The organism is Streptomyces sp. NPDC051677 (assembly GCF_044453465.1).
Taxonomy (GTDB): domain Bacteria; phylum Actinomycetota; class Actinomycetes; order Streptomycetales; family Streptomycetaceae; genus Streptomyces.
In genome coordinates, this window is record NZ_JBITCT010000045.1 from 45,477 (window position 1) to 69,140 (window position 23,664).

22 protein-coding genes and 1 pseudogene are annotated in these 23,664 nt (G+C 71.5%); 13 read left to right on the forward strand and 10 right to left on the reverse strand.

Annotated features, from left to right (window positions below):
* Positions 1–87 precede the first annotated feature (87 nt).
* On the forward strand, positions 88–1,749 hold the full coding sequence (locus ACIBAF_RS38220) for a serine/threonine protein kinase (RefSeq protein WP_399469465.1): 1,662 nt from the start codon (positions 88–90) through the stop codon (positions 1,747–1,749).
* Here ACIBAF_RS38220 and ACIBAF_RS38225 read toward each other — a convergent pair.
* Positions 1,738–3,204, reverse strand: a complete 1,467-nt coding sequence (locus tag ACIBAF_RS38225) for a serine hydrolase domain-containing protein (protein ID WP_399469467.1) — start codon at positions 3,202–3,204, stop codon at positions 1,738–1,740. The genes ACIBAF_RS38220 and ACIBAF_RS38225 overlap by 12 nt on opposite strands.
* A 95-nt stretch (positions 3,205–3,299) precedes the next feature.
* Between ACIBAF_RS38225 and ACIBAF_RS38230 the strand changes: the two genes are divergently transcribed.
* Both ACIBAF_RS38230 and ACIBAF_RS38235 read left to right on the forward strand, forming a co-directional pair.
* Positions 3,300–4,271 carry an LLM class F420-dependent oxidoreductase gene (locus ACIBAF_RS38230; protein ID WP_399469469.1) on the forward strand — a complete coding sequence of 324 codons (972 nt, stop codon included), beginning with the start codon at positions 3,300–3,302 and terminating at the stop codon, positions 4,269–4,271.
* A gap of 119 nt (positions 4,272–4,390) precedes the next feature.
* Complete coding sequence (locus ACIBAF_RS38235) at positions 4,391–5,482, forward strand: hypothetical protein (RefSeq protein WP_399469471.1); 1,092 nt, start codon at positions 4,391–4,393, stop codon at positions 5,480–5,482.
* A gap of 48 nt (positions 5,483–5,530) precedes the next feature.
* On the opposite strand, the gene ACIBAF_RS38240 is transcribed toward ACIBAF_RS38235, so the two are convergent.
* The gene (locus ACIBAF_RS38240; RefSeq protein WP_399469555.1) at positions 5,531–5,956 is read right to left on the reverse strand and encodes a DUF6328 family protein; all 426 of its coding nucleotides are present in this window, start codon (positions 5,954–5,956) and stop codon (positions 5,531–5,533) included.
* A gap of 165 nt (positions 5,957–6,121) precedes the next feature.
* Entirely contained in the window at positions 6,122–7,105 is a 984-nt protein-coding gene (locus ACIBAF_RS38245; RefSeq protein WP_399469473.1) for an aldo/keto reductase, read from the reverse strand.
* 136 nt (positions 7,106–7,241) lie between these two features.
* Here ACIBAF_RS38245 and ACIBAF_RS38250 point away from each other — a divergent pair, with 136 nt between their 5' ends.
* Complete coding sequence (locus tag ACIBAF_RS38250; RefSeq protein ID WP_399469475.1) at positions 7,242–8,966, forward strand: cholesterol oxidase substrate-binding domain-containing protein; 1,725 nt, start codon at positions 7,242–7,244, stop codon at positions 8,964–8,966.
* 15 nt (positions 8,967–8,981) lie between these two features.
* Here ACIBAF_RS38250 and ACIBAF_RS38255 read toward each other — a convergent pair whose 3' ends face one another.
* Positions 8,982–10,193, reverse strand: a complete 1,212-nt coding sequence (locus ACIBAF_RS38255; protein ID WP_399469477.1) for an FAD-dependent monooxygenase — start codon at positions 10,191–10,193, stop codon at positions 8,982–8,984.
* Positions 10,194–10,549: 356 nt separating this feature from the next.
* Between ACIBAF_RS38255 and ACIBAF_RS38260 the strand changes: the two genes are divergently transcribed.
* On the forward strand, positions 10,550–10,930 hold the full coding sequence (locus ACIBAF_RS38260) for a tyrosinase cofactor (protein ID WP_399469479.1): 381 nt from the start codon (positions 10,550–10,552) through the stop codon (positions 10,928–10,930).
* 44 nt (positions 10,931–10,974) lie between these two features.
* Positions 10,975–11,796 (forward strand): tyrosinase family protein, encoded by an 822-nt coding sequence (locus ACIBAF_RS38265; RefSeq protein WP_399469481.1) that lies wholly within the window; start codon positions 10,975–10,977, stop codon positions 11,794–11,796.
* On the opposite strand, the gene ACIBAF_RS38270 is transcribed toward ACIBAF_RS38265, so the two are convergent.
* Positions 11,797–12,495: a ribonuclease H gene (locus tag ACIBAF_RS38270; protein WP_399469483.1), complete on the reverse strand. Its 699-nt coding sequence runs from the start codon at positions 12,493–12,495 to the stop codon at positions 11,797–11,799. It lies immediately after the preceding gene.
* 45 nt (positions 12,496–12,540) lie between these two features.
* Positions 12,541–13,341 carry a VOC family protein gene (locus tag ACIBAF_RS38275; protein ID WP_399469485.1) on the reverse strand — a complete coding sequence of 267 codons (801 nt, stop codon included), beginning with the start codon at positions 13,339–13,341 and terminating at the stop codon, positions 12,541–12,543.
* A gap of 296 nt (positions 13,342–13,637) precedes the next feature.
* On the opposite strand from ACIBAF_RS38275, the gene ACIBAF_RS38280 reads away from it, so the two are divergent.
* From ACIBAF_RS38280 to ACIBAF_RS38295, 4 genes are all read left to right on the forward strand, one after another.
* Positions 13,638–15,080, forward strand: coding sequence for a family 2B encapsulin nanocompartment shell protein (locus ACIBAF_RS38280; protein ID WP_399469487.1), 1,443 nt, complete (start codon positions 13,638–13,640; stop codon positions 15,078–15,080).
* A complete protein-coding gene (locus tag ACIBAF_RS38285) occupies positions 15,077–16,117 on the forward strand; it encodes a family 2 encapsulin nanocompartment cargo protein terpene cyclase (protein WP_399469489.1) in 1,041 nt (346 codons plus the stop codon). The genes ACIBAF_RS38280 and ACIBAF_RS38285 overlap by 4 nt, the downstream gene beginning before the upstream one ends.
* Before the next feature lie 85 nt (positions 16,118–16,202).
* Complete coding sequence (locus ACIBAF_RS38290; protein WP_399469557.1) at positions 16,203–17,075, forward strand: geranyl diphosphate 2-C-methyltransferase; 873 nt, start codon at positions 16,203–16,205, stop codon at positions 17,073–17,075.
* Positions 17,076–17,119: 44 nt separating this feature from the next.
* The gene (locus tag ACIBAF_RS38295) at positions 17,120–18,049 is read left to right on the forward strand and encodes an aminoglycoside phosphotransferase family protein (protein ID WP_399469491.1); all 930 of its coding nucleotides are present in this window, start codon (positions 17,120–17,122) and stop codon (positions 18,047–18,049) included.
* Here the strand turns inward: ACIBAF_RS38295 and ACIBAF_RS38300 are convergent.
* Entirely contained in the window at positions 18,034–18,516 is a 483-nt protein-coding gene (locus tag ACIBAF_RS38300) for a VOC family protein (protein ID WP_399469493.1), read from the reverse strand. The genes ACIBAF_RS38295 and ACIBAF_RS38300 overlap by 16 nt on opposite strands.
* Positions 18,517–18,757: 241 nt before the next feature.
* On the opposite strand from ACIBAF_RS38300, the gene ACIBAF_RS38305 reads away from it, so the two are divergent.
* Together ACIBAF_RS38305 and ACIBAF_RS38310 are read left to right on the forward strand one after the other, a co-directional pair.
* Positions 18,758–19,396 (forward strand): ATP-dependent Clp protease proteolytic subunit, encoded by a 639-nt coding sequence (locus ACIBAF_RS38305; RefSeq protein ID WP_399469495.1) that lies wholly within the window; start codon positions 18,758–18,760, stop codon positions 19,394–19,396.
* Between the two features lies 1 nt (position 19,397).
* Positions 19,398–20,000: a ClpP family protease gene (locus tag ACIBAF_RS38310; protein WP_399469497.1), complete on the forward strand. Its 603-nt coding sequence runs from the start codon at positions 19,398–19,400 to the stop codon at positions 19,998–20,000.
* A 21-nt stretch (positions 20,001–20,021) separates the two neighbouring features.
* Here the strand turns inward: ACIBAF_RS38310 and ACIBAF_RS38315 are convergent, their stop codons facing one another.
* A complete protein-coding gene (locus ACIBAF_RS38315) occupies positions 20,022–20,435 on the reverse strand; it encodes a helix-turn-helix domain-containing protein (RefSeq protein ID WP_399469499.1) in 414 nt (137 codons plus the stop codon).
* A 206-nt stretch (positions 20,436–20,641) separates the two neighbouring features.
* On the opposite strand from ACIBAF_RS38315, the gene ACIBAF_RS38320 reads away from it, so the two are divergent.
* Positions 20,642–21,529 carry an RNA polymerase sigma factor SigF gene (locus ACIBAF_RS38320; RefSeq protein WP_399469501.1) on the forward strand — a complete coding sequence of 296 codons (888 nt, stop codon included), beginning with the start codon at positions 20,642–20,644 and terminating at the stop codon, positions 21,527–21,529.
* Between the two features lie 26 nt (positions 21,530–21,555).
* Here ACIBAF_RS38320 and ACIBAF_RS38325 read toward each other — a convergent pair whose 3' ends face one another.
* Together ACIBAF_RS38325 and ACIBAF_RS38330 are read right to left on the reverse strand one after the other, a co-directional pair.
* Complete coding sequence (locus ACIBAF_RS38325; RefSeq protein ID WP_399469503.1) at positions 21,556–22,008, reverse strand: ATP-binding protein; 453 nt, start codon at positions 22,006–22,008, stop codon at positions 21,556–21,558.
* 264 nt (positions 22,009–22,272) lie between these two features.
* Positions 22,273–23,559, reverse strand: a pseudogene (locus tag ACIBAF_RS38330) (DUF6777 domain-containing protein); the annotation flags it as partial.
* Between the last annotated feature and the right edge of the window lie 105 nt (positions 23,560–23,664).

The following is a 23,664-nucleotide window of genomic DNA, read 5'->3' on the forward strand; positions in this document are numbered from 1 at the left end:
CCCATCGGAGTTGCCTTCCCATTGAACGGACCCCCTCTCGCCGGTCGTACCCATGGGCAAGGGTGAGAACCGGCGGTTCAGCGAGGGATGGCCATGGTCAAGACGCACGTCTCCACGCACGAGTTGGTGGCCGGGAGGTACCGGCTGCTCGACATCGTCCACCAGGAGACGAACCGCGTCAGCTGGTACGGCGAGTACGTCGAGGACACCGGAGCCGCGCGGCCGTGCCTGGTCACCCGGATCGGACTGCCCCCCGATCAGGGCGAGGAGAAGGCACGTCAGGCCGCCGACCGGGTCCTGCGGATGTCGGAGACGGTGGCGCGGCTGTGCCCCGGCCGGATCGCCGCGGTCGTGGACGCCGTGCAGGAGGAGGGTTCGCTGTGGACCGTCACCGAGTGGATCGACGGCCTGCCGCTGGGGCAACTCCTCGCGCAGAAGGGGTCGTTCAGTCCGGCGCGAGCCGCGGCGATCGGGCTGGAGCTGCTCGACGTGCTCGAGACCGCGCACGGTGAGGGCATCACCCACGGCGAGCTGAGCCCCGGTCAGGTCTTCCTGCGGGCCCGCGGCCCGCTCGTCCTCACCGGCTTCGGGCTGGCGGGCGCGACCCTCGCCCCACGGGTCGCGGCGCCGGCGTACGCCTCGCCCGAGCAGGCCCGGGACGAGCGGATCGGTCCGGCGGCCGACCTGTGGGCGCTGGGCGCCATCCTCTACACGATGGTCGAGGGACGGCCGCCGTACCGCGACCGGGACCGGCCGGAGAGCACGCTGAAGGGCGTGGACCGGCTGCCGCTGCGCACCCCGCTGCGCGCGGGCCCGCTCACCGGGACCGTGCAGGGGCTGCTGCGCAAGGACTCCCGGGAGCGGCTGACCCGGACGGTCGTACGCCAGTCCCTCACCCGGGTGCTGGACGAGGACCCGCACGGGGTGATGCCGGCCCCCAAGCTGAAGCGGGCGTGCGCCGCGGCCCGGCACATCGGTCCGCAGTGGAGCGGCCGGGCCATGGCAGCCGGGACGGCCCTGGCCGTGGTCACCGTGGCGGTCGCCGCGCTCGCCGTGACCCACCAACTGCCGGACGGCGACGACACGGCGTCGGGCGGTGCGCAGGCCCGGCCGTCCGCGTCCGCCGGGTCGCCGAGCGAGGACGTCGGCGACAGAGCCCCCGTGACGCCCACTCCGACTCCGCCCCCCACCGCCTCGGGCAGCCCGTCCCCCAGCACCTCCCCCAGCACGTCTCCGGACGCCTCCCCCTCGGCGCCGCCGTCGGCCTCCGCCGACGCCCTCCCGGCCGGCTTCCGCGTCTACCGTGCGCCCGAGGGCTTCTCGGTCGCCCTGCCCGCGGGCTGGAAGCGGCTGGAAACGGTGCGCGGCGCCGATCAGGCGTACCGGATCACCTTCGGGGCGACGGGCGACCCGCGCACCCTCGCGGTGACCTACAGCGAGAGCGCCGGACCGGACCCGGTGGCCATCTGGCGCGACGAGGTCGAGCCCAACCTGAAGAAGGCCGACGGTTTCCGGCGGCTCGGCGACATCGAGGGGACGACGTACCAGGGGTACAAGGCCGCCGACATGGAGTGGCTCCAGGACGTCGACGGCACACAGGTGCGCACGTTCGGCCGGGGCTTCCTCCTGGGCGGGCACCGCAGCTTCTCGCTGCGCTGGACGACGCCCGCCGCGGACTGGGACAAGAGCGCGAACCGGCAGGCCCTGGAGACGTTCCTGCGGACGTTCCGGCCGGGTTCAGCCGCCTGAGCGTCCCGACGGCCGGGGGGCGCGCAGCGAGCGCAGCGCGCCGCCGTGCAGGGGCTCCGTGTCCCAGCCGGCGGTGAAGGTCCGCTCGGAGAGGGAGCACGTCACCCGCAGCCGGTGCGGGGTCTCGAGGAAGGCGATGTGCGCGGTGAGCGAGTCGCCGTCGGTCCACCCGCCGCTCACGGCGATGGGCAGCGGCTCGTCGGTCACCTGCCAGCCGCCGAAGCCCAGGGGCGCCTCCAGGCGCGGGCCGTCCGGATCCTCGACCAGGCTCAGCGTCCAGCCGTCCGGGCCCTTGGCGACTGCGGCGCCGGTCAGCTCCGGCACGGCCTGGCAGGCACCGCCGTGGGGGGTGAATGCGGCGCCCGACCATTCCCCGTCCCGCTCCGGCGGTGCGGGCTTTCCGGGGGCCGGGGGGAGCGCGAGCCTGGCCAGACGCTGTGCGAGGGCCGCGTCGGCGTCCTCGCGGCCGGTCAGCGGCTGCGGCCGGAACGCGGGCAGCAGGTGCTCCCAGACTAGGGTGAGCAGGGCCTGCATGTCGTTCGTCGCCGCGGTCGTGGCGATCACGGCGTCGTACTCGGGCAGGACGAGGCAGAACTGTCCGTAGGCGCCGTCGCCGCGGTAGCCGTGCCGGGAACGCCAGAACTGGAAGCCGTAGCCGCGGTCCCAGTCCAGGCGGTCCGCGTCGGCCGCCGTGCCGGGCGCGGTGGCCACCTGCTCGCGCGTCGCCTCGGCGACCCACTCCCGCGACAGCAGCCGCTCGCCCTCCCACACTCCCTCGTCCAGGTACAGCTGTCCCAGCCGGGCGATCGCGTCGGTGGTGCCGTGCAGACCGCTGAAGCCGAGCTCGCGCCCGGACCGGCCGGTGAGCCAGGCGACCTCGCCGATGCCGAGCGGGTCCAGCAGGCGCGGCCGCAGATAGGCGGTGAGCGACTGCCCCGTGACGCGCTGCAGGATCGCGGCGAGCGTGAAGGTGGCGGGCTGGTTGTACGCGAACACGGTTCCCGGGTCGCGGTCCGGCGGCAGCAGCAGGAAGCCGCGGACCGGGTCGTCGGGGTCGAGCGCGCGCGCCCGCTCGTAGGTCTCCGCCTCGTGCCCGCTGGCCATCGCCGCCACGTGCCGCACCAGCATGGCGCGGCTGCGCGGGTCGGTGATGTCCGCGTCGAACTCCGGGAAGTACGACAGGACCGGATCGTCGAGGTCGACGAGTCCCTCGGCGACGGCGAACCCGGCGGCCGTCGACGTGAAGCTCTTGCTCAGCGAGTACAGCAGGTGGAGCCGGTCGGGGGTGTACGGCTCCCACCAGCCGGCGGCGACGAGCCGGCCGTGGCGCAGGATCATCAGGCTGTGCGGCTCGACGGTCTCGGCCGCCTCCACGGCGTCGAGGAAGGCGAGGACGCCGAGGGCGTCGACGCCCTCGGCGGACGGGGTGCCGGAAGGCAGTGGGCGGGCGCTCATACCTGCATCCTGCCCGGACTGCGGACGATGATCGACGGCTCTTTCAGGTCACCGGTGGCCCGTTTCCTCCCCCGGCGGCCGGGGACTCGGCCCCTATGGTGCGAATCGGATACACGATGATGACCGAACAGGCCGGCCCTCGTGAACTGGTCGACCACGTGGTACGCGCCGAGGAGGTGGGCTTCGACTTCTCGGTGACGTCGGACCACTACTTCCCCTGGCTGCGCGCGCAGGGGCACTCACCGTACGCATGGAGCGTGCTCGGAGCCGCCGCCCATGCCACGTCGCGCATTCCGTTGATGACGTACGTGACGTGCCCGTCCTTCCGCTACCACCCGGCGGTGGCAGCGCAGAAGGCGGCGACGATGCAGCTGCTGTCCGAGGGGCGGTTCCGGCTGGGGCTCGGCGCCGGAGAGAACCTCAACGAGCATGTGGTGGGCGGTGGTTGGCCCACGGTGGACGTGCGGCACGAGATGCTGGAGGAGGCCGTGGAGATCATCCGCGCGCTCTTCGGTGGCGGACACGTGACGCGCCACGGCACCCACTACGACGTGGACTCGGCCCGGCTGTGGGACCTCCCCGACGAGCCGCCGCCGATCGGCATCGCCGTCTCCGGCGAGCAGTCCTGCGAACTGGCGGGCAGGCTGGCCGATCTGGTGATCGCCACCGAGCCCAAGGCCGGTCTGCTGGAGGCGTTCGACCGGCACGGCGGCCAGGGCAAGCCGCGCGTGGGCCAGCTCCCGGTCTGCCACGACGCCGACCGGGACACGGCCGTGAAGCGGGCGCACGCGCAGTTCCGCTGGTTCGGCAACGGCTGGAAGGTGAACTCCGAACTGCCGCACCCGGACTCCTTCGAGTCGGCCACCCAGTTCGTGACACCGGACGACGTCGCCTCGGCGATCCCCTGCGGCGACGATCCGGACGACTTCGTCGAGGCCGTACGCCCGTACACCGAAGCCGGGTTCACGGAGATCGCCCTGGTGCAGATCGGCGGCGACTCGCAGCCCGCGTACCTGGACTGGGCGGAGAAGACCCTGCTGCCCGCACTGCGCGACGCCCTCGGCTGACGGGCTCCACACCCGCACGCGGGTCTGTCAAAGCATCGCCAATGGGCCCATATAGGCTGCCGGTCTGCACTCTCGCAGTGCCGATCCTACGTTCAGCAGCCCGCAGAGGAGAGTCATCCGTGACCCTGGCGATCGACCTGCCCGAGACGTCCGCCCAGAAGTCCGTCGAGGCGCCCGCCGAGACGCCCCCGGCGCCCCTGTCCGACCTCGTGGCGCGCGACGCCCGCGAGTTCGGCGTCTACGCGCGGACCGGCGGGTGGGCCTTCGGCCTGATGGTGGCGCGCAGCGTCCGGCCGGGCGGGCAGAGCGCGGACGAGACGCCGAAGGTGCCGGCGAAGGAGTTCGCGGAGCTGGCGGGCTGCTCCGCCGATCGCGTCATGCGCTACTACAAGGCCTGGGACCGGGCCGCCGACGACGGTCTCGTCCCGCACTTCGAGGAGCTGGCGCCGGGCCAGGAGGTCGAACTGCCGGACGCCGACGTGTGGCTCACCTACTACGTCTCCCGTTCCAGTGCCTCCTCCGAGCGCGGCACCGCGATCGCGGAGGCCGCCGAGGCCGAGGGCATCCGCCCGACGAAGGCGCTGGAGGTCGCGGAGAACCCCACCGCCCTGCGCGCCGCGATCCTCGCCGACCCCTCGACCGCCCGCGCGGCCCGCGCCGCGCTCCTGGACCGCATCAAGGAGGACCCGGACCTCCAGGCCGAGCTGGCCCGTGACGTCGTGCGCACCGACGACCTCAAGAAGGCCGTGGCGAGCGAGAGCCGCTCGGCCGACCGGATCGGCTACGTCCGTCAGATCGCCGAGTCCGGCCAGGTGAAGACTCCCGCCGGGCAGACCATCGACGCACCCGTCGAGCTGCGTCAGGAGGCCGAGCGGCACCTCTCGCTGCTCGACGAGCTGGACGACCACGAGGACGCCGGTGAGTGGGCCACCGAGGCCTACGACACGATGAAGAGCCTCGTCGTGGAGACCGTGGAGGCCGATCCCGAGCTGCGCGTCCAGGAACGGCGCACGAAGTTCTACAGCAGCCTGCAGCGGGCGACGAAGGTTTTCGAGGAGCTCACCTTCGACGACGTCGACGCGCAGGACTTCTACGAGGACGACATGGTGCAGCAGTTGGAGGAGCTCCAGCAGGCGATCGGCAGCTGCATCACCGCGCTGCGCGGCGCCCGCGGCAGCGCCGCCGCAGCCGGGCAGCCGTACGGCGGGTAGAGCCGTACGCCTGCCGCCGGCGGGGGTCGCTGCCGGCGTCACCCGGCGTCACTGTGTCGTATAGCGGCGCCGGGTCCACAGCGGCAGCACGAACCAGCACAGCGCGTACCAGGTGACCACGCCGGAGACCAGCCAGGGCACGTAGTCGTCGTGGGTGGCCACGCGCAGGATCAGCAGCAGCGAGGCGGTCATGGTGGCGAGCAGCAGGATCAGGCCGACGAGGGTCAGCCGGGACGCCCACCGCACCGCCTGCGGCTTCACCCGCCGCCCGGCGACCAGACGGTGCAGGGACACGGGGCCGATGAGCGCGCCGGTCGAGCAGGCGCCCAGGCAGACGGTCACGATGTAGATGACCTGGTCGGTGTGGGCCAGGTCCGCGTAGCGCGGGGTGAACACCACCGTCAGCAGGAAGCCGAAGAGGATCTGCACGCCTGTCTGGGCGACGCGGACCTCCTGGATGAGCTCCCCCCACATGCGGTCGGCTCGCTCCTCTTCGGTCTCGTCGCGCCCCCTGCGCCGCTCGGCTCCCGCCGCGTCCGTCACCTGGCCTCCTCCGCCCGGTTCGAGTACCTCCTCGGTGCTCTCTCCCGGCGAGTACCCCGTGGGCGGCGATCGTCCCCCGATCACCGCCCGGGTGGCCTACCAGCGTCCCTCGACCTGCTCCTTGATGCGCCGGTCGTACAGGTCGCGGACGGCCGCGAGGGTCTGCTCGGACAGCTCCGGGAGCTTGGCGGCGGCCGCGTTGGCGCGGGCCTGCTCGGGCGAGCGGGCGCCCGGGATCACGCTGGTCACACCGGGCTGCTGGATGATCCAGCGCAGCGCCAGCTGGGCCGGGGTGTACCCCTCGGGGGCGAGGGCCGCGAACTCGACGGCGGCCCGGACGCCGGTGGCGTAGTCGACGCCGGAGAAGGTCTCGCCCTGGTCGAAGGCCTCGCCGTGCCGGTTGTAGGTGCGGTGGTCGTTGTCCGGGAAGACGGTGTCCTCGGTGTACTTGCCCGAGAGCAGTCCGGAGGCGAGCGGGACGCGGGCGATGATGCCGACGCCGGCCTCGCGGGCCGCCGGGAGCACCTCGTACAGGGGTTTCAGGCGGAACGGGTTGAGGATGATCTGCACGCTCGCCACGCCCGGCCGGGCGATCGCGGTGAGGGCCTCGGCACAGGTCTCCACGCTGACGCCGTAGTGGGCGATGCGCTCCTCCTCGACGAGGGTGTCGAGGGCGTCGAAGACCTCGTCGCTGGAGTAGACGGGGGTGGGCGGGCAGTGCAGCTGGACGAGGTCGATGCGGTCGATGCCGAGGTTGCGGCGGGAGCGGTCGTTCCAGGCGCGGAAGTTGTCCAGGACGTAGTTCTCGGGGATCTGTTCGACCCGGCGGCCCATCTTGGTGGCGACCAGCACGTGCAGGTCGGGTCGGCCGCTCAGGAAGGCGGCGATGGTCTGCTCGCTGCGTCCGTCGCCGTAGACGTCGGCGGTGTCGAAGAAGGTGACGCCCGACTCGGCGGCCGCCTCCAGAACCGTCAGGGCCTCCTTGTCGTCGACGTCTCCCCAGTCGGCGCCCAGTTGCCAGGTGCCGAGACCGACGACGGATGCGTGCTGACCAGACCTACCGAATTCGCGCTCGTCCATGAGGTCAGTCTGTCATCCGGGGGCACCCGGTGCGGAACGGGCCGCTCCGGGCCGTCACCTGTGAATCCTTCACCCACAAGAGTGACGGTGTTCGACAGAGCGGCCGCATGGGTCGACGGGCCCCTAGCGTGAGCCCGTGACTGATCGTTCAGTGAGCAACCATCAGCCGGGGGACCCGTCTTGGACCCGCCGCGGCCTTCTGCGCACCGCGACCGCGGCCCTGGCCGCCGTCCCCGCCCTGGTGGCCGCCGACCCGGCGGTCGCCGCGCAGGAACTGCCGGACTTCCCCGTGGACGTCCCCCTCTCCCGTACGGCGTACCGCAACTGGGACGGCGAGATCACCGTGACCGGGCTGTGGGCGTGCGCGCCGGCGACCCCGGACCAGGTGGTCGACGTCGTCAACTGGGCCTGGCGGCACGGCTGGACGGCACGGCCCCGGGGCGCGGCGCACGGCTGGTCGCCGCTGACCGTCGAGGAGGGCACGTCGGCGGACGCGCCGGTCCTGCTCGTCGACACCGCCCCGCATCTGACGGATCTGACCCTGGTCGCGTCCGACGAGGTGCGGGCAGGGACGGGTGTCACGCTGGAGGCGCTGCTCACCTTTCTCGAAGGGCACGGCCTCGGCGTCACCGCCTCGCCGGCCCCCGGCGACCTCACCCTGGGCGGCGCGCTCGCCGTGGACGCGCACGGCACCGCCGTGCCGGCGGCGGGCGAGGAGCGGCTGCCCGGGCAGACCTACGGCTCGCTCAGCAACCGGGTGCTGTCCCTGACGGCCGTGGTGTGGGACGCCGACAGCGGGGCGTACGGCCTGCGCACGTACCGCCGTGACGAGGCGGACTGCGCCGCGCTGCTCACGCATCTCGGGCGGTCGCTGGTGACCGAGGCAGTGCTGCGGGTGGGGGCGAACAGCAACCTGCGGTGCGTCAGCCGTACGGACATTGCGGCGAAGGAGCTGTTCGCGGCGCCGGGCACGCCGGGGCGGACACTGGCGAGCTTCCTGGAGGCCGAGGGGCGGGTGGAGGCCATCTGGTTCGCGTTCACCGAGTCTCCGTGGTTCAAGGTGTGGTCCGTCGAACCGACCAAGCCGCTCACCTCGCGCCGCGTGACGTCGCCGTACCCCTACCCGTTCTCCGACAACGTCCCGACGCCGGTGGCGGACCTGGCCGGGCGGATGGTCGCGGACGGGGCCTGGTATCTGGCGCCGGTGCTCGGCAACGCGCAGCTGGACGTCGCGGCGCTCGGGCTCGTGGCGACCCTGTCGGCGGACGTCTGGGGGCCGTCGAAGAACACGCTGCTGTACATCAGGCCGACCACGTTGCGGGTGCACGCCAACGGCTACGCGGTGCTGACGAGCCGGGCTCAAGTGCAGCGTGTCGTCGCCGAGTTCACCTCCTTCTACCGGGAGCGGCTGACCGCGTACGCCGCCCTGGGCCGCTTCCCCGTCAACGGTTCCGTGGAGATCCGGGTGACCGGTCTCGACGACCCGGCCGAAGCCGGACTCACCGGTGCCCGGGCGCCGTCGCTCTCCGCGCTGCGGCCCGACCCGGACCACCCCGAGTGGGACACGGCCGTCTGGCTGGACGTGCTGACGCTGCCGGGAACGCCGTACGCCGACGCCTTCTACCGCGAGCTGGAGCGCTTCCTGCTCGCGACCTACGACGGCGGGCACGCGCTCACCCGGGTGGAGTGGTCCAAGGGCTGGGGATACACGGACGAGGCCGTGTGGAGCGACGGGGAGGTGCTGGGCACGGCGGTGCCGGAGTCCTTCGGCTCCGCGTGGGACGAGGCGGCGGACACGCTCGAACGGCTGGACCCGCACCGGGTGTTCCGCGCCCCGCTGCACGGTCGGCTGTTCCCCTAGGGCGCGGGGCCCCGACTAGTCGCGGGAGGCCGGCGCCCGGGTGTGCGCGCCGCGCGCCAGCTTCGGGCCCAGCCAGCGTTTGAAGCGGCGCAGGGCCTCCAGCCGCCCGGCGGCCCGGTCGAGCCGGTAGTACAGCTGGGGCGGCACATAGGGCAGCAGCGGCGAGTGGCGCTGACCGAGCAGGGCGAACATCTGCTCCGGGGGCAGGCCGATGTAGCGGGTGAGGTTCTCGTACCACTGGGCGCTGTAGCGGGCGGCGCTCTGCGGGGAGAGCAGGGCCGACTTGCGTTCCTGTTCGTAGCGGGCGAGGGCCTGCGGGAGGTCGGTACTCTCGCGCAGGGCGTCGGCGAGGGCGATGGCGTCCTCCAGGGCGAGGGTGGTGCCGGCGCCGATCGAGTAGTGGGTGGTGTGCGCGGCGTCGCCGAGGAGGACGAGGCTGTCGCGGCGCCAGGTGCGGTTGGTGAGGGTGCGGAAGGTCAGCCACTGGGCGCTGCCCGCGGCGGACGCGCGACCGATCAGGGGGTGGCCGTCGAGGATGTGCGCGAAGAGCTTCTCCAGGTCGGCGAGGCCGTCGCCCTCGCTCGCCCGGTCGAGGCCGAGTCCGGCCAGGGTCTCGGGGGTGCATTCGATCACGCAGGTGCTCTGCTCGGAGCTGAAGGGGTAGCCGTAGCACCAGATCCAGCCGTGCTCGGTCTCCACGAAGGCGAAGGTGAAGGAGTCGAAGACCTTGGTGGTGCCGAGCCAGACGTAGGAGTTGCGACCAGGTGCGAGTTCGGCGCCGAACTCGTCCGCATGGCGGGTGCGCAGGGCGCTGTGGACGCCGTCGCAGGCCACGACGAGGTCGGCGTCCGGCAGGTCCTCGGCGGTGATCTCGCTCTCGTACTCGATCCGTACGCCGAGGGCGCGGGCTCGGGCGGCGAGGATCTCCAGCAGCTTGTGCCGGCCGATGCCGTGCCCCTCGTCACCCGGCTGACGGGTCGCCAGATCCCTTACGTGTGCCACCCCTTCGTTCCAGCGGACGGAGCTCTCGTCGATCGCGTCCGCCGACTCGGGGTCACAGGCGCGGAGTCTGTCGAGGAGTCCCTGCCAGTAGGTGACGCCCCACCCGTAGGTCGAGCCCTCCGGGTCGCGCTCGTGGACGGTGATGTCGTGGGACGGGTCCTGCCGCTTGAGCAGGATCGAGAGATACAGGCCGGCGGGCCCGCCGCCGACACAGGCGACCTTCACGCGCACCCCTAGGAATTAACCGGACGTGGTGGATTGACGACGCAGGGTAGCAGTGCGGGGCATCGGCCGACGGACGCCCCGCCTGCCCGATCGCGCCAGTTTTCCCACGTGAGCCACACCACGAGCGAGGCGCCGGTGCGCGAAAATCCACCGGAAGTGGTGCTCACGCGGAAAGGAATTACCCCTTCCGCCTCCCGCGGGTCCCGCGAACGGCAAGATCATCTTCGTTCAATACTGCACTACTTGTCATTGATTGTCCGGATCGCAGCCAACCCGCCGCTGCCGATTTCTCCCGTTCTCCTCCCGGCCGATAGGCATGCGGGGCCGTCAATCGAACGCACCCCAGGAGGTCCCGCATGCCGGAACTCAGCCGTCGTCGCGCACTCACCGCGACGGCCGTCGTCGCCGGTGTCCAGTTGGCCGCCGTCCCCGCCGCCCGGGCCGGCGAGCACGATTCCCACGACACTCACGGCTCTCACGGCTCCCCCGACTCGTTCGACGAGGTCTACAAGGGCCGCCGCATCCAGGGCCGGCCTGCCGCCGGGAGCGGTCATCACCACGGCGGCGGCTACGCCGTGCTCATTGACGGAGTCGAGCTGCATGTGATGCGCAACGCCGACGGCTCCTGGATCAGCGTGGTCCGTCACTACGACCCGGCGCCCACCCCCCGGGCCGCCGCCCGTGCCGCGGTCGACGAGTTGCAGGGCGCCCGGCTCGAACCCTTCCCCGCCGGCTGACCGGCCGACCGCCCTGTCCTCACGCACACTGGGAGCACCGCACCATGACCGTCCGCAAGAACCAGGCGTCTCTGACCGCCGACGAGAAGCGGCGCTTCGTCGCCGCCGTCCTCGAACTCAAGCGCAGCGGCCGCTACGACGCCTTCGTCACCACGCACAACGCCTTCATACTCGGCGACACCGACAACGGCGAGCGCACCGGCCACCGTTCGCCGTCGTTCCTGCCGTGGCACCGCAGATTCCTGCTGGAGTTCGAGCGGGCGCTGCAGTCGGTGGACGCGTCGGTGGCGCTGCCGTACTGGGACTGGTCGACCGACCGGTCGACGCGCGCCTCGCTGTGGGCGCCGGACTTCCTCGGCGGCAGCGGGCGCAGCCGGGACGGCCGGGTGATGGACGGCCCGTTCGCCGCGACGGCGGGCGGCTGGCCGATCAACGTCCGGGTGGACGGCCGCACCTATCTCCGGCGCGCGCTGGGGGCGAACGTGCGCGAGCTGCCGACCCGGGCCGAGGTCGAGTCGGTGCTGGCGATGCAGACGTACGACATGGCGCCCTGGAACAGCGGCTCCGACGGGTTCCGCAATCACCTGGAGGGCTGGCGCGGGGTCAACCTGCACAACCGGGTCCATGTGTGGGTCGGCGGGCAGATGGCGACGGGGGTCTCACCCAACGACCCGGTGTTCTGGCTGCACCACGCCTACGTCGACAAGCTGTGGGCCGAGTGGCAGCGCCGTCATCCGGGGTCGACGTACGTCCCGGGCGGTGGGACGCCGGACGTCGTCGACCTCGACGAGACGATGAAGCCGTGGAACGACACGACCCCGGCGGCCCTGCTCGACCACACGGCCCACTACACCTTCGACGCCTGATCAGGCCTCGGCGGCGCGGCACTCCGGGTGTCCCCAGCCCTGCGCGTTCTTGGCGATCTGCTCACCGGCCGCGTAGCCGCGGCCGCACACGCAGCGGCCGGGGAACTTGGCCTTGAGTGTGCGGGAGGACGAACTCCCCCCGCGCCGGGGGGACTTGCTTCCTGTGGCGCGGGCGGACTTCGGCTTGGGGGTGTCCGGCGAGGCCGGCGGCGCCGGGGAGCCCTGGTCGCTGCCCGCCGGCTGCTGGACGCTCGCCGCCTGGCTGGCGGCACGGTCGGCGAAGTCGTTGAGCGGGTCGCCGTCGACCTGGTGGGCGGGCACGTAGCGGAAGTCGACCGAGCGGCCGTCGAGCAGTTCGTCGATGCGGACGACGAGCTCCTGGTTGGCGACCGGCTTGCCGGCGGACGTCTTCCAGCCGTTGCGCTTCCAGCCGGGCAGCCAGGTGGTGACGGCCTTCATGGCGTACTGCGAGTCCATCCGGATCTCGAGCGGCACAGCCGGGTCGGTCGACGCCAACAGACGCTCCAGCGCGGTGAGTTCGGCGACATTGTTGGTGGCCTTGCCGAGCGGGCCCGCCTCCCAGCGGGCGGGGGTCTCCGCGTCGTCCGCCACCACCCACGCCCAGCCCGCCGGTCCCGGGTTTCCCTTCGAAGCCCCGTCGCACGCGGCCACCACTCGTTCACGCATGCGCACGATCATGCCATGAGCGGACCGGGCGCCCGGCCCCCGCCTACGGGACAGCCCTTAGGACACGTCCTCGGTCTGCGGCATGTCGCCCACGGTGGTGGTGACGTCGATCACCGAGAAGTTCGCGCCCTGCGGGTCGCTGATCGCGGCGAACCGTCCGAACGGGGTGTCCATCGGGCCGAAGCGCAGCACGCCGCCCAGCTTGGCGGCCCTGGCCACGGCGTCGTCGCAGTTGTCGACGGTGAAATAGACGTTGACGTACGACGGCACCTCGGGCGGGAACTCCTCCGTCATCTTCATCCGGCCGAGGACCATGTCGCCGCCGATCTCGAACAGCCGGAAGTCGACCGAGTCGTCCTGGAGCTGCTTGGCCGTGTACGAGAACACGGCCGGGAGGAACGTGTCCGTCTTGTGCGGTTCTCGGGTGAAGAACTCGGCCCAGCAGAAGGCGCCGGGCTGCTCGGGCGGCGCCTCGAAGCCCTCGTGGACGCCCGCCTGCCACACGCCGAAGAGGGCGCCGCTGGGCTCGCGGCCCAGGCACATCGTGCCGAAGTCGCCGACCTTCATCGGCTCCATCAGCACCTCGCCGCCGTTGTCGCGGATCTTGCGGGCGGTCGCGGCGGCGTCCGGGGAGGCGAGGTACAGGCACCACTGCGACGGGCCCTCCTGGCCGGGCATCGGCGGGACGACGGCGGCGACCGCCTTGCCGTCGGCGTAGGCCTGTGTGTAGTTCCCGTACTCCGACGACGCCTCGCCGAAGGTCCAGCCCAGGACCTCGCCGTAGAAGCGCTTGGCGCCCTCCAGGTCACTGAACATCGCGTCGGCCCAGCAAGGGGCTCCCTCTGGTCGTACGGCCATGACCGCGGCCCTCCCGATGAGATGGATTGTCCGGTTCCTCACGCTAGTCACCCGGCCGTCGACGCGCGCGCCGAGCCCGTTGCTCCGTCCCGGTGAACAGCGCCTCCCAATCCCCTTGATCACCGGCGTGCGGGGGCACGCACCCGGACACAGGACGGCACGGAATGCGCCTTCTGCATCATCCACACGGTTTGCACCTTCAGGCGCACGCATCCGCCCCTTACACGCCGTTCCCGCCCGTCACGGAGGGTGCTTGGCTGGTGCCCGCGTCACGACCCGATCTTCCTGGAGGGAATGTGTCCACACCGGACAGTGCCACCGGTTCCACCCTCGACGAGCCCGACCCCGAGCCCTCCGCCGCCGGACAGCTCACCAGCCTCAGCACCCAGGCGGCCCGCCAGCTCGCCACCACCCACAAGTCAGAGCCCCAGATGCAGGCGATCAGCTCGCGCTGGCTGCTGCGCAGGCTGCCGTGGGTGGACGTCAAGGGCGGAACGTACCGCGTCAACCGGCGCCTGCAGCTCAAGGTCGGCCGGGGACGGGTGCACTTCGAGCAGAACGGCGGGGACGACGTCCGGGTGATTCCGGAGACCCTGACCGAGCTGCCCGTGCTGCGCGGCTACTCCGACAACGGGACGCTGAGGGAACTGTCGTCGCGCTTCCAGGCCCGGGAGGTCCGGGCCGGCCAGGTGATCTTCGAGGCCGGTCAGCCCGTGACCGAGGCGTATCTCGTCGTGCACGGCCGGTTCACCCGCTACGCCTCCGGCAAGTACGGCGAGGAGGAGATCGTCGGGGTGGTGTCCGGCGGCGACCAGCTCGGTGACGAGGCCGTCGGCCAGGACGACCCGCTGTGGCTGACCTCGGTGCGCGCGGACACCTCGGGCGTGCTCCTCGCGCTGCCCTGGGACGTGCTGCGGGAGTTCGTGGACCGGGTGCCGTCGCTCGCGGCGCATCTGTCGGCGTACGCGGAGCGGCAACGGCGGCCGATGAACCGCAAGGGCGAGGCCGAGCTGCCGATCCAGGCCGGCCATGTGGGCGAGCCGACGCTGGGGGCGGGCTTCGTCGACTACGAACTCTCGCCGCGCGAGTACGAGTTGTCGCTGACCCAGACCGTGCTGAAGGTGCACACCAGGGTCGCCGACCTCTACAACCACCCGATGGACCAGACCCAGCAGCAGCTCCGGCTCACCGTCGAGGAGATCCGGGAGCGCCAGGAGTGGGAGCTGGTGAACAACCGGCAGTTCGGGCTGCTGCACAACATCGACTACGGGCAGCGGGTGAGTGCCTTCACCGGGCCGCCCACCCCGGACGACATGGACGAGCTGCTGTCGATGCGGCGCAAGACCAAGCTCTTCCTCGCCCATCCGAAGGCGATCGCGGCGTTCTTCCGGCAGTGCAACCGGCGGGGTCTGGTGCCCGGCACGGCCACCGTCGACGGACACGAGATCCCGGCCTGGCGCGGGGTGCCCATCTTCCCGTGCAACAAGATCCCGATCTCCGAGCAGCACACCAGCAGCATCATCGCGCTGCGCACCGGCGAGGCCGACCAGGGCGTCGTGGGCCTGTACCAGACGGGCATCCCGGAGGAGTTCCAGCCCGGCCTGAACGCACGGTTCATGGGGATCGACGGCAACTCGATCATCCGCTACCTGGTCACCGCCTACTACTCGATGGCGCTGCTCGTCCCCGACGCGGCCGGGGTCCTGGAGAACGTCCAGATCGGCCGGACGGCCGAGTGAGCACGGGGTACACGCTGCCCGGGCCGCCGAGCCTCGCCGCGGGCATCCGGGCCCGCCGCCAGGGCGCCGTTCCCGGGCTGCGATACCGGGAGGTCGCCCCCGCCGACCCGGTGAAGGCGGCGGAGGTCGACCGCCGGCTGGAGGAGTGGGCGCGCGGTCTCGATCTGTTCCCGCCGGCCTGGGACGGCGACTTCGCGGGGTTCCAGGTCGGACGCGCCGTCGTGCTCCAGCACCCGGGCGCGTTCGACCTGGACCGGTTGACGGCGGCCGGGAAGCTGCTGCTGGCGGAGAACGTGGTCGACAGCTGCTACTGCGAGGAAGACGAGGGGCGCGGCGCGTCCCGCAGCGGACTCGGCGGGCGGCTGGTTCTCGCGCAGTCGGCGCTGGACCCCTTCCACGGCCCGCCCGGCTTCCAGGAGGAATGGGAGCGGGGCATGCAGGCCGACGGTCCGCTGCGCTCCTACTACTGGGCGCTCAAGGACTACGCGGCCTTCGCCACTCCCAGCCAGACCGACCGGTTCGTGCACGACATGGCGCGGCTGCACCTGGGCTACCTCGCCGAGGCCGCCTGGAGCGAGACCCGGTACCGGCCACAGGTCTGGGAGTACCTGGTGATGCGGCAGTTCAACAACTTCCGGCCCTGTCTGTCCCTCGTGGACGCGGTCGACGGCTACGAACTGCCCGAGCAGCTGTACGCCCGCCCGGAGATCCAGCGGGTCACGGCACTGGCCTGCAACGCCACCACCATCGTCAACGACCTGTACTCCTTCACCAAGGAACTGGCCTCCGATCCCACCCACCTCAACCTGCCGCAGGTCGTGGCCGCCCATGGCCGCTGTGGTCTGAAGGCCGGCTACCTGCGCGCGGTCGAGATCCACAACGAGGTCATGGAGGCGTTCGAGGAGGAGTCGACCGCCCTGGCGGCTCTGTCGCCGCTCGTCGGGCGCTATCTCCAGGGGCTGTCGGACTGGGTGGCCGGCAACCACGAGTGGCACGCCACCAACACCCACCGCTATCACCTGCCCGACTACTGGTGACCAGCGCTTTCTTGACAGATCGTCACATTCCACATCCTGAGGAGCCACGTTGACCACGACCCCTGACGCCATGACCCCTGACGCGATGACCCCTGACGCGATGACCGCGACCGTCCAGCTGCCGACCCAGTCGGTCTACCAGAACCGCGTCGCGGACTACTGGAACGCCGAGGAGAACCCGGTCAACCTCGAACTCGGCAGGATCGACGACCTCTACCACCATCACTACGGCATCGGCGCGGCCGACCGGACCGTGCTCGACGAGCCCGACCCCGATCTGCGCCGGGAGCGGGTGACCGCCGAACTGCACCGGCTGGAGCACGCCCAGGCGGAACTGCTGGCCGCCCGGCTCGGCCGGCTGACTCCCGCCGACCGTGTCTTCGACGCCGGCTGCGGTCGCGGCGGCGGCAGCGTCGTGGCGAACCTGCGGCACGGCTGCTACGCGGACGGCGTCACCATCTCCGCGAAACAGGCCGAGTTCGCCAACGAACAGGCCCGCAAGCGGGGCATCGACGACAAGGTGCAGTACCACCACCGCAACATGCTGGACACCGGCCTGGAGTCCGGCGCGTACGCGGCGTCCTGGAACAACGAGTCGACCATGTACGTCGAGCTGGACCTGCTGTTCGCCGAGCACGCCCGACTGCTGCGCCGGGGCGGCCGCTACGTCGTCATCACCGGCTGCTACAACGACGCCTACGGGCAGGCCTCGCGCGAGGTGTCGCTCATCAACGCCCACTACATCTGCGACATCCACCCGCGCTCGGCCTACTTCCGGGCGCTGGCCCGCAACCGGCTGGTGCCGGTCCATGTGGAGGACCTCACCGAGGCGACCATCCCCTACTGGGAGCTGCGCAGTCAGGCCGACCATCTGGTCACCGGCATCGAGGAGACGTTCCTCACCGCCTACCGCAACGGCAGCTTCCAGTATCTGCTGATCGCGGCCGACCGGGTCTGAATTCCGTTGGACAGCACGGGGGTCGACGCCTTGCAATGGGGCGCATGTGTGCTGCGAAGATGCGTCCGGACGAGGTCGACCTCGATGCCCCGCTGGTGAGCCGGCTCGTCGCCGCCCAGTTCCCGCAGTGGGCCGGACTGCCCGTACGGCGGCTGGCCTCCTCCGGGACGGAGAACGCGATGTTCCGGCTCGGCGCCGACAAGGTGGTGCGGCTGCCCCGGCATCCCGACGCCGTCGAGAGCGTGGCGCACGAGCAGCACTGGCTGGCCCGGCTGGGGCCGAGGCTGTCCGTCGCCACGCCCGTGCCGCTGGAGCAGGGCGGGCCGGGTGAGGGGTTCGCCTGGCCCTGGTCGGTCTACGGCTGGCTGGACGGCCGTAATCCGGTCGCCGGAGCCGTCGAGCAGCCTGAGGCGCTGGCGGCGGACCTGGCGGCGTTCGTCACCGCCCTGCGCGGGATCGAGGCGCAGGGCGGTCCGCCGAACGACCGGGGTGTGCCGCTGGCCGAGCGGGACGCCCCGACGCGCGACGCCCTCGCTCAACTGGACGGGCGGATCGACACCGCCGCGGTCACCGCCCTGTGGGAGGAGGCGCTGCGGGCGCCGGGGCGCACGGAACCGCCCGTGTGGGCCCACGGGGATCTCTCGCCCGGGAACGTGCTGGTCGAGGGCGGACGACTGTCGGCTGTGATCGACTTCGGCGGCGTCGGGGTGGGCGACCCGGCCGTCGACCTCATCGTCGCCTGGAACCTGCTGCCCGCGTCGGCGCGCGGCGTCTTCCGCGATGCCGTGGGAGCGGACGACGCCGAGTGGGCGCGCGGGCGGGGCTGGGCTCTGTCCATCTCGCTGATCCAGCTGCCGTACTACTGGGAGACCAATCCGCCGCTGGCGGAGAACTCCCGGCATGTGATCAAGGAGATCCTGGCCGAGACCAGGGCCGCCGGTGCGCCCGTGGCCGGTTCCTACGCTCCGTCGTAGACCTTCTTCAGGGCGGCGATGTCGAGCTTGCTCATGGCGTACATGGCCTTGGTGGTGCGGACGGCCTTCTCGGCGTCGGGGTCGCCGATCATCTCGATCAGCCCGTCGGGGATGACCTGCCAGGACAGGCCGTACTTGTCCTTGAGCCACCCGCACGGGCCGGCCTCGCCGCCGTTCTCGGTGAGCTTGTTCCAGTAGTAGTCGACCTCCTCCTGGTCCGCGCAGAAGATCTGGAAGGAGATCGCCTCGCTGAAGGTGAACTCCGGGCCGCCGTTGATTCCGACGAACTTCTGCCCGTTGGCAGTGAACTCCACGGCCAGCACGGACCCGGCCGGACCGGGGCCGGCCTCGTTGTAGCGGCCGATCTTGCCGATGCTGGAGTTCTTGAAGATCGACACGTAGTAGTGGGCGGCCTCCTCGGCCTGGCCGTCGAACCAGAGACACGTGGTGAAACCGTCGGTGGTCATGAGTACCTCCTGGGCGTGGAGCGCGGTCATCAGTGTCGACTGCGGTTCGCGCCGGAACTCATCGCTCGGGCCGTGCATTCATCCGACCGGCCGCGGCAGATCTCCCCGTCGTCGTGCCGCGCGGTCGCCCGGATCGTGCTCTGCCCTGGGCGAATCTGCCGCGGGCAGAGAAATCGCGTACGGGCGTCGCCCGAGGTCAAGAGTGGAGTCGACGGCAGTCACGCCACGACGAGGAGAACCGATGACTCCACTGACCACGCTCGCTCCCCGAGCCCAGGAGAGCGACACCCTGCCCACCCGCTTCGACGACCACCTCGCCGCCCAACTGCTCGCCCAGCGCATCGTGTTCCTCGGCACGCAGGTCGACGAGGTCTCCGCGAACCGCGTCTGTGCGCAGCTGCTGATCCTGTCGGCGGAGGACCCGCGCACCGACATCGCGCTGTGCATCAACAGCCCGGGCGGGTCGGTGCACGCGGGGCTCGCCATCTACGACACGATGCGGCTGATCCCCAACGACGTCTCGACGCTCGCCATGGGCTTCGCGGCCAGCATGGGCCAGTTCCTGCTCAGCGTCGGCACGCCCGGCAAGCGCTACGCGCTGCCCAACGCGCGGATCATGATGCACCAGCCGTCGGCGGGCATCGGCGGCACCACCGCGGACATCGAGATCCAGGCGGAGAACCTGGAGCAGTTGAAGCGGACCATGGAGCGGCTCACCGCCGAGCACACCGGCCAGACGCCGGAGACCATCTCCCGGGACGGCGACCGCGACCGCTGGTTCACGGCCGAGCAGGCCAGGGAGTACGGCATGGTGGACCGGGTCGTGGAGTCCCTCGCGGACGTCCGCCCGGCCGCCTCCAAGCGACGGATGGGGCTGTGACATGGGGAGCTACACGATTCCGAACGTCGTCGAGCGCACCCCGCAGGGCGAGCGGTCCTACGACGTGTTCAGCCGGCTGCTGTCCGAGCGGATCATCTTCCTCGGCACCGAGATCGACGACGGGGTCGCCAACGTCGTCATCGCGCAACTCCTCCATCTGGAGTCGGCCGCCCCGGAGAGCGAAATCTCGATCTACCTCAACTCCCCCGGCGGATCGTTCACTTCGCTGATGGCGATCTACGACACGATGACGTACGTGCAGTCGCCGATCTCGACGTTCTGCGTCGGGCAGGCGGCCTCCACGGCGGCCGTGCTGCTGGCCGGCGGCGACCCGGGACGGCGGTTCGTGCTGGAGCACGCGCGCGTGCTGCTCGGGCAGCCGGCCAGCGGCGGCCGACAGGGCACGGTGTCCGACCTCGCGCTGCAGGCCAAGGAGATGGTCCGCATCCGCGGCCAGGTCGAGGAGGTGCTGGCCCGCCACACCCACCACGACCTCGCGACCCTGCGTGCGGACATGGACCGCGACAAGGTGTTCACCGCGCCGGAGGCGGTGGCGTACGGGCTGGCCGACGAGGTGGTGAGCCGGCGTCTCGTGACGGTGTGAGACGCCGGCCCGCGCGGCTCGTCAGGCGGCCAGGCAGAGCCCGTTGTGCGACGAGCTCGTCGTCGCGCGGCTCCTGCCGGAGTGCCGGCTGCTGAGCCGCACCAGCTCTCCCTGGGCCCGGGCCAGCAGGTCGCCCAGGCTCAGGCCGAGGGCGTGGGCAGCGGCCGCGAGGACCTCCGAGGAGGCCTCCTTGCGGCCGCGCTCCACCTCCGACAGGTACGGCATGGAGATGCGGGCCGAGTCGGCGACGTCCTTGAGCGTGCGCTCCTGGGCCTGGCGTTCGCGACGCAGGACGTCTCCGACCAGGTCGCGCCACAGGGGCTCGCGCGGCACGGACCGGGGAGTCGAGGCGGGGACGGGGGCAACGGTGTCCGGGCGCGCGGCGGGCGGGCGCAGCGGGATCACGCGGGCTTGGTTCGGCGCTTGGTTGCTCACCTGACCAGCCTAGGAGCGCGGGCGGCCGCGGGGAGGGGCCCGGCGTTGCGCCCTCGGTGGAATCGGTGCGCGCGATCGGGCTCCGATCCCGCACGCATGGGTCGCCGCGGACCGGGTACCCGCCTCCTGAGCGGGTTTCGCATGTGCGTGGCCGCTCACGGACCGAGAACAGCAGACGCCGAACCGTGACGTTCGAGGGAGAGGCCATGCAGACCGCCGTGATCCGGTCAGAGGCCAAGGTCGTCGACGACACCGCCGGGAACAGCACGGACGGCGCACCGCTGCCGGGAATCGAGGCGCCGCGGAGCGTGGCGCCGCGCGACGCCCGCGAACTGTCCCGCCAGTTCTTCCAGCGGCTGGCCGTGCTCGAAGAAGGCACGCACGACTACCAGTACGCCCGCAACACGCTCATCGAGATGAACATGTCCCTGGTGCGGTTCGCGGCCGGCCGGTTCCGCGGTCGCGGGGACGACATGGAGGACATCGTCCAGACCGGGATGATCGGCCTGATCAAGGCCATCGACCGGTTCGAGGTCTCGCGCGAGGTGGAGTTCACGTCGTTCGCGCTGCCGTACATCGTCGGTGAGATCAAGCGCTTCTTCCGGGACACGACCTGGGCGGTGCATGTGCCGCGGCGGCTGCAGGAACTGCGCGTGGAGTTGGCCAAGGCGCGGGACGAGCTCGCCGGGCGGCTGGACCGGGAGCCGACGGTGGCGGAGCTGGCCACGCTGATGAACCTCTCGGAGAGCCAGGTGGTCGAGGCGCAGATCGCCGCCAACGGCTACAACTCCTCCTCGCTGGACGCGGCGCTCACCGGCGACGGTCCGGAGCACGGCGAGGCGGTCCTCGCGGACTTCATCGGCGTCGAGGAGGACGGACTGCGGCTCGTCGAGGACTTCCACTCGCTCGCGCCGCTCATGGCCGAACTCAGCGAACGCGACCGGCAGATCATCCACCTGCGGTTCGTGGAGGAGGCCACCCAGGCGGAGATCGGCGAACGGCTCGGCTGCTCCCAGATGCATGTGTCCCGGCTGATCAAGCGGATCATCGTGCGCCTGCGGCGCGGGATGCTGGGCGAGCTGGGCTGCGCCTGACGGCGTCCCGGAGGACGTCGGGAGGCTCAGCCGCCGAAGCTCAGCAGAGCACGGACCCGCTTGCCGACCGGCACGCGCTCGGCGGTGACCTCCGCCGCCAGCGCGTGCACGATCTCCAGACCGTGACGGCCGATCCGCTCGGGGTCCTTGGGGAACCGCAGGGGCAGCGCGTCGCTGCTGTCGTACACGCACACCGTGACCGAGGCGTCCGTGCCTTCGAGTTCCAGGATGTAGGGCCCGTTGCTGTGCCGGTCGGCGTTGGTGACCAGTTCGCTCACCACCAGGAGCACCTCGCCGCCCGCGCGGTCGCCGATCGTGGCGCACCACTCCGTCCTGAGCTGGTCGACGAAATGGGCGGCGAAGGACCGGGCCTCGGCTATGCAGCCGGGTTCCCCCGTGTAGTGCGCCGCCCGCCGTAGCGGTTCCACGGGTACGTCGAAACCAGTCGGTATCACTGCCCCGCCCAGGTGCTCGAACATGCGTTTCTCTCTCGGAAGCCGGACTGGCCGGACGCTGCTGTGCACCTGTGCTCGTACCCCGTGTCGCGCCGCACAGTCCCCGTCTGTCGTCACCCCTGTGCGCCTGACGACAGACGGGGCGCCTCACACGGCGGGCGAGGAGGGGCCGGCCGAGACGGGCGCCGACTGGCTGGTGACGTCCGCCGACGGCGGGGACTGCGGGAGCGAGGAGAGGGAGCTCTCCGGCTCGCTCGTGAGCTCGGAGAGCGTGCTCGGCGGCTCGACGGACCCCGGCTTCGAGGAACCGGACCCCGAGGACGGGGGCTCGGACGACGAGGAACCGGAGCTCGGGGGCTCGGACGAGGAGGACTCGGAGCTCGGGGGCTCGGAGGAGGACTTGGAGCTCGGGGGCTCGGAGCTCTTCGACGACGAGGACGACGAGGACGACGAGGACGGGGGCTTCGAGGACGACCCGGACGGCGGCAGCACGCAGCCGGGCGGCCTACCGGTCGCCGCACCGGTGGGCGGGGAGACGCACGACGGGGGCGTGCGCGAGCCGGGGATCGTCGGCGTGGTGATGACTATGGACGGCGTCAGTCTCGGCGGCGGACGGGTGGGCCGGTCCTGGTGGACGTTGCCGCCCGGCCGGCGGGCGATCCAGTGGTGGTCGGAGTGGGGGTCGTAGAGCACGAAGACGTTGACCACCGTCACGGAGGCGTTGACCACGACCGTGGTCGAGGGGCTGTACGTGGGCCAGGTGGTGCCGGTCCGCTTGTAGCCGGACTGCTGGGCGACGGGCGGGGTCAGCGGGTTGCCGCAGGCGCAGCGCACCCGGGGGACGCCGTATTTGTCGACCATGACCGCCGTGCCGGCCTGCAGGACGGCCTGGTAGCTGGTGGCGGCCCCGTCACGGTATCCGTGGTTGGTGACGCGGGTGTCCAGGCGCAGTTGTACGGGGGTGAGGGAGCGCAGATAGCCGGGGACCTGGGAGGGGTCGATGCCGACGACGGAGGCGAACGCCCTGTTCTTGGCGGGAACCTCCTGGAGGTACTTGATCTGCAGCTCCACATCGCAGCTGGCGACGTTGAGGGTGCCGCCGTACAGCCCCTCCTGCCCGCCCCTGACGCCGGGGACGGTGTTCTCGGGCGGGGCGGAGGAGGACGGGGCGACGGTCGCCGGCGGGACGGAACCGGTACCGGGGTTGTTGGTCTTCGGGGTGAAGCTGTTCGGCCCCTCTTCGCCGGCCGGCTGCATGAAGAGCTCGCCCGCCTGGTTCGAGCCGCCGCTGTTGGGCAGGGTGAGGACCAGGGCGAGGGCCGTCGCGGCCACGACCGCGGTGGTGATCAGTGCGACCCGTGGCGCGGATCTCCACCAGGGCCGACGCGGTTCCCAGCCGCCGCCTCCCGAGGAGTCGCCGCCGGGCGGCTCGGAAGGCGGGGGCGGGCCGGAGGGCGGCCGGGGAGAGCCGGACAGGGGTCCGGAGGGCGGGCCGGTCGGTCGCCCAGTGGCCTGCCCCGTGGGTTCCGTGGGCGGTTCCGAGGGGCGGCCGGAAGACGGAGGTTCGACACTCACGAGCACTCCCGACGTGGGTTTCCCGCGGCGCTTCGTCCGGTGCGACCGGTGCGATCCCAACGATCGATGGGATATGCGCCGTTTTCTTCCACAACGGACCTATTG

Excerpts from the sequence above, each read along its gene's own strand:
- ACIBAF_RS38220 (WP_399469465.1), top strand. The coding sequence starts at position 88 with ATGGCCATGGTCAAGACGCACGTCTCCACGCACGAGTTGGTGGCCGGG.
- ACIBAF_RS38225 (WP_399469467.1), bottom strand. The coding sequence starts at position 3,204 with ATGAGCGCCCGCCCACTGCCTTCCGGCACCCCGTCCGCCGAGGGCGTC.
- ACIBAF_RS38230 (WP_399469469.1), top strand. The coding sequence starts at position 3,300 with ATGGTGCGAATCGGATACACGATGATGACCGAACAGGCCGGCCCTCGT.
- ACIBAF_RS38240 (WP_399469555.1), bottom strand. The coding sequence starts at position 5,956 with ATGTGGGGGGAGCTCATCCAGGAGGTCCGCGTCGCCCAGACAGGCGTG.
- ACIBAF_RS38245 (WP_399469473.1), bottom strand. The coding sequence starts at position 7,105 with ATGGACGAGCGCGAATTCGGTAGGTCTGGTCAGCACGCATCCGTCGTC.
- ACIBAF_RS38260 (WP_399469479.1), top strand. The coding sequence starts at position 10,550 with ATGCCGGAACTCAGCCGTCGTCGCGCACTCACCGCGACGGCCGTCGTC.
- ACIBAF_RS38265 (WP_399469481.1), top strand. The coding sequence starts at position 10,975 with ATGACCGTCCGCAAGAACCAGGCGTCTCTGACCGCCGACGAGAAGCGG.
- ACIBAF_RS38270 (WP_399469483.1), bottom strand. The coding sequence starts at position 12,495 with ATGATCGTGCGCATGCGTGAACGAGTGGTGGCCGCGTGCGACGGGGCT.
- ACIBAF_RS38275 (WP_399469485.1), bottom strand. The coding sequence starts at position 13,341 with ATGGCCGTACGACCAGAGGGAGCCCCTTGCTGGGCCGACGCGATGTTC.
- ACIBAF_RS38290 (WP_399469557.1), top strand. The coding sequence starts at position 16,203 with ATGACCCCTGACGCGATGACCGCGACCGTCCAGCTGCCGACCCAGTCG.
- ACIBAF_RS38295 (WP_399469491.1), top strand. The coding sequence starts at position 17,120 with ATGTGTGCTGCGAAGATGCGTCCGGACGAGGTCGACCTCGATGCCCCG.
- ACIBAF_RS38300 (WP_399469493.1), bottom strand. The coding sequence starts at position 18,516 with ATGACCACCGACGGTTTCACCACGTGTCTCTGGTTCGACGGCCAGGCC.
- ACIBAF_RS38305 (WP_399469495.1), top strand. The coding sequence starts at position 18,758 with ATGACTCCACTGACCACGCTCGCTCCCCGAGCCCAGGAGAGCGACACC.
- ACIBAF_RS38310 (WP_399469497.1), top strand. The coding sequence starts at position 19,398 with ATGGGGAGCTACACGATTCCGAACGTCGTCGAGCGCACCCCGCAGGGC.
- ACIBAF_RS38320 (WP_399469501.1), top strand. The coding sequence starts at position 20,642 with ATGCAGACCGCCGTGATCCGGTCAGAGGCCAAGGTCGTCGACGACACC.
- ACIBAF_RS38325 (WP_399469503.1), bottom strand. The coding sequence starts at position 22,008 with ATGTTCGAGCACCTGGGCGGGGCAGTGATACCGACTGGTTTCGACGTA.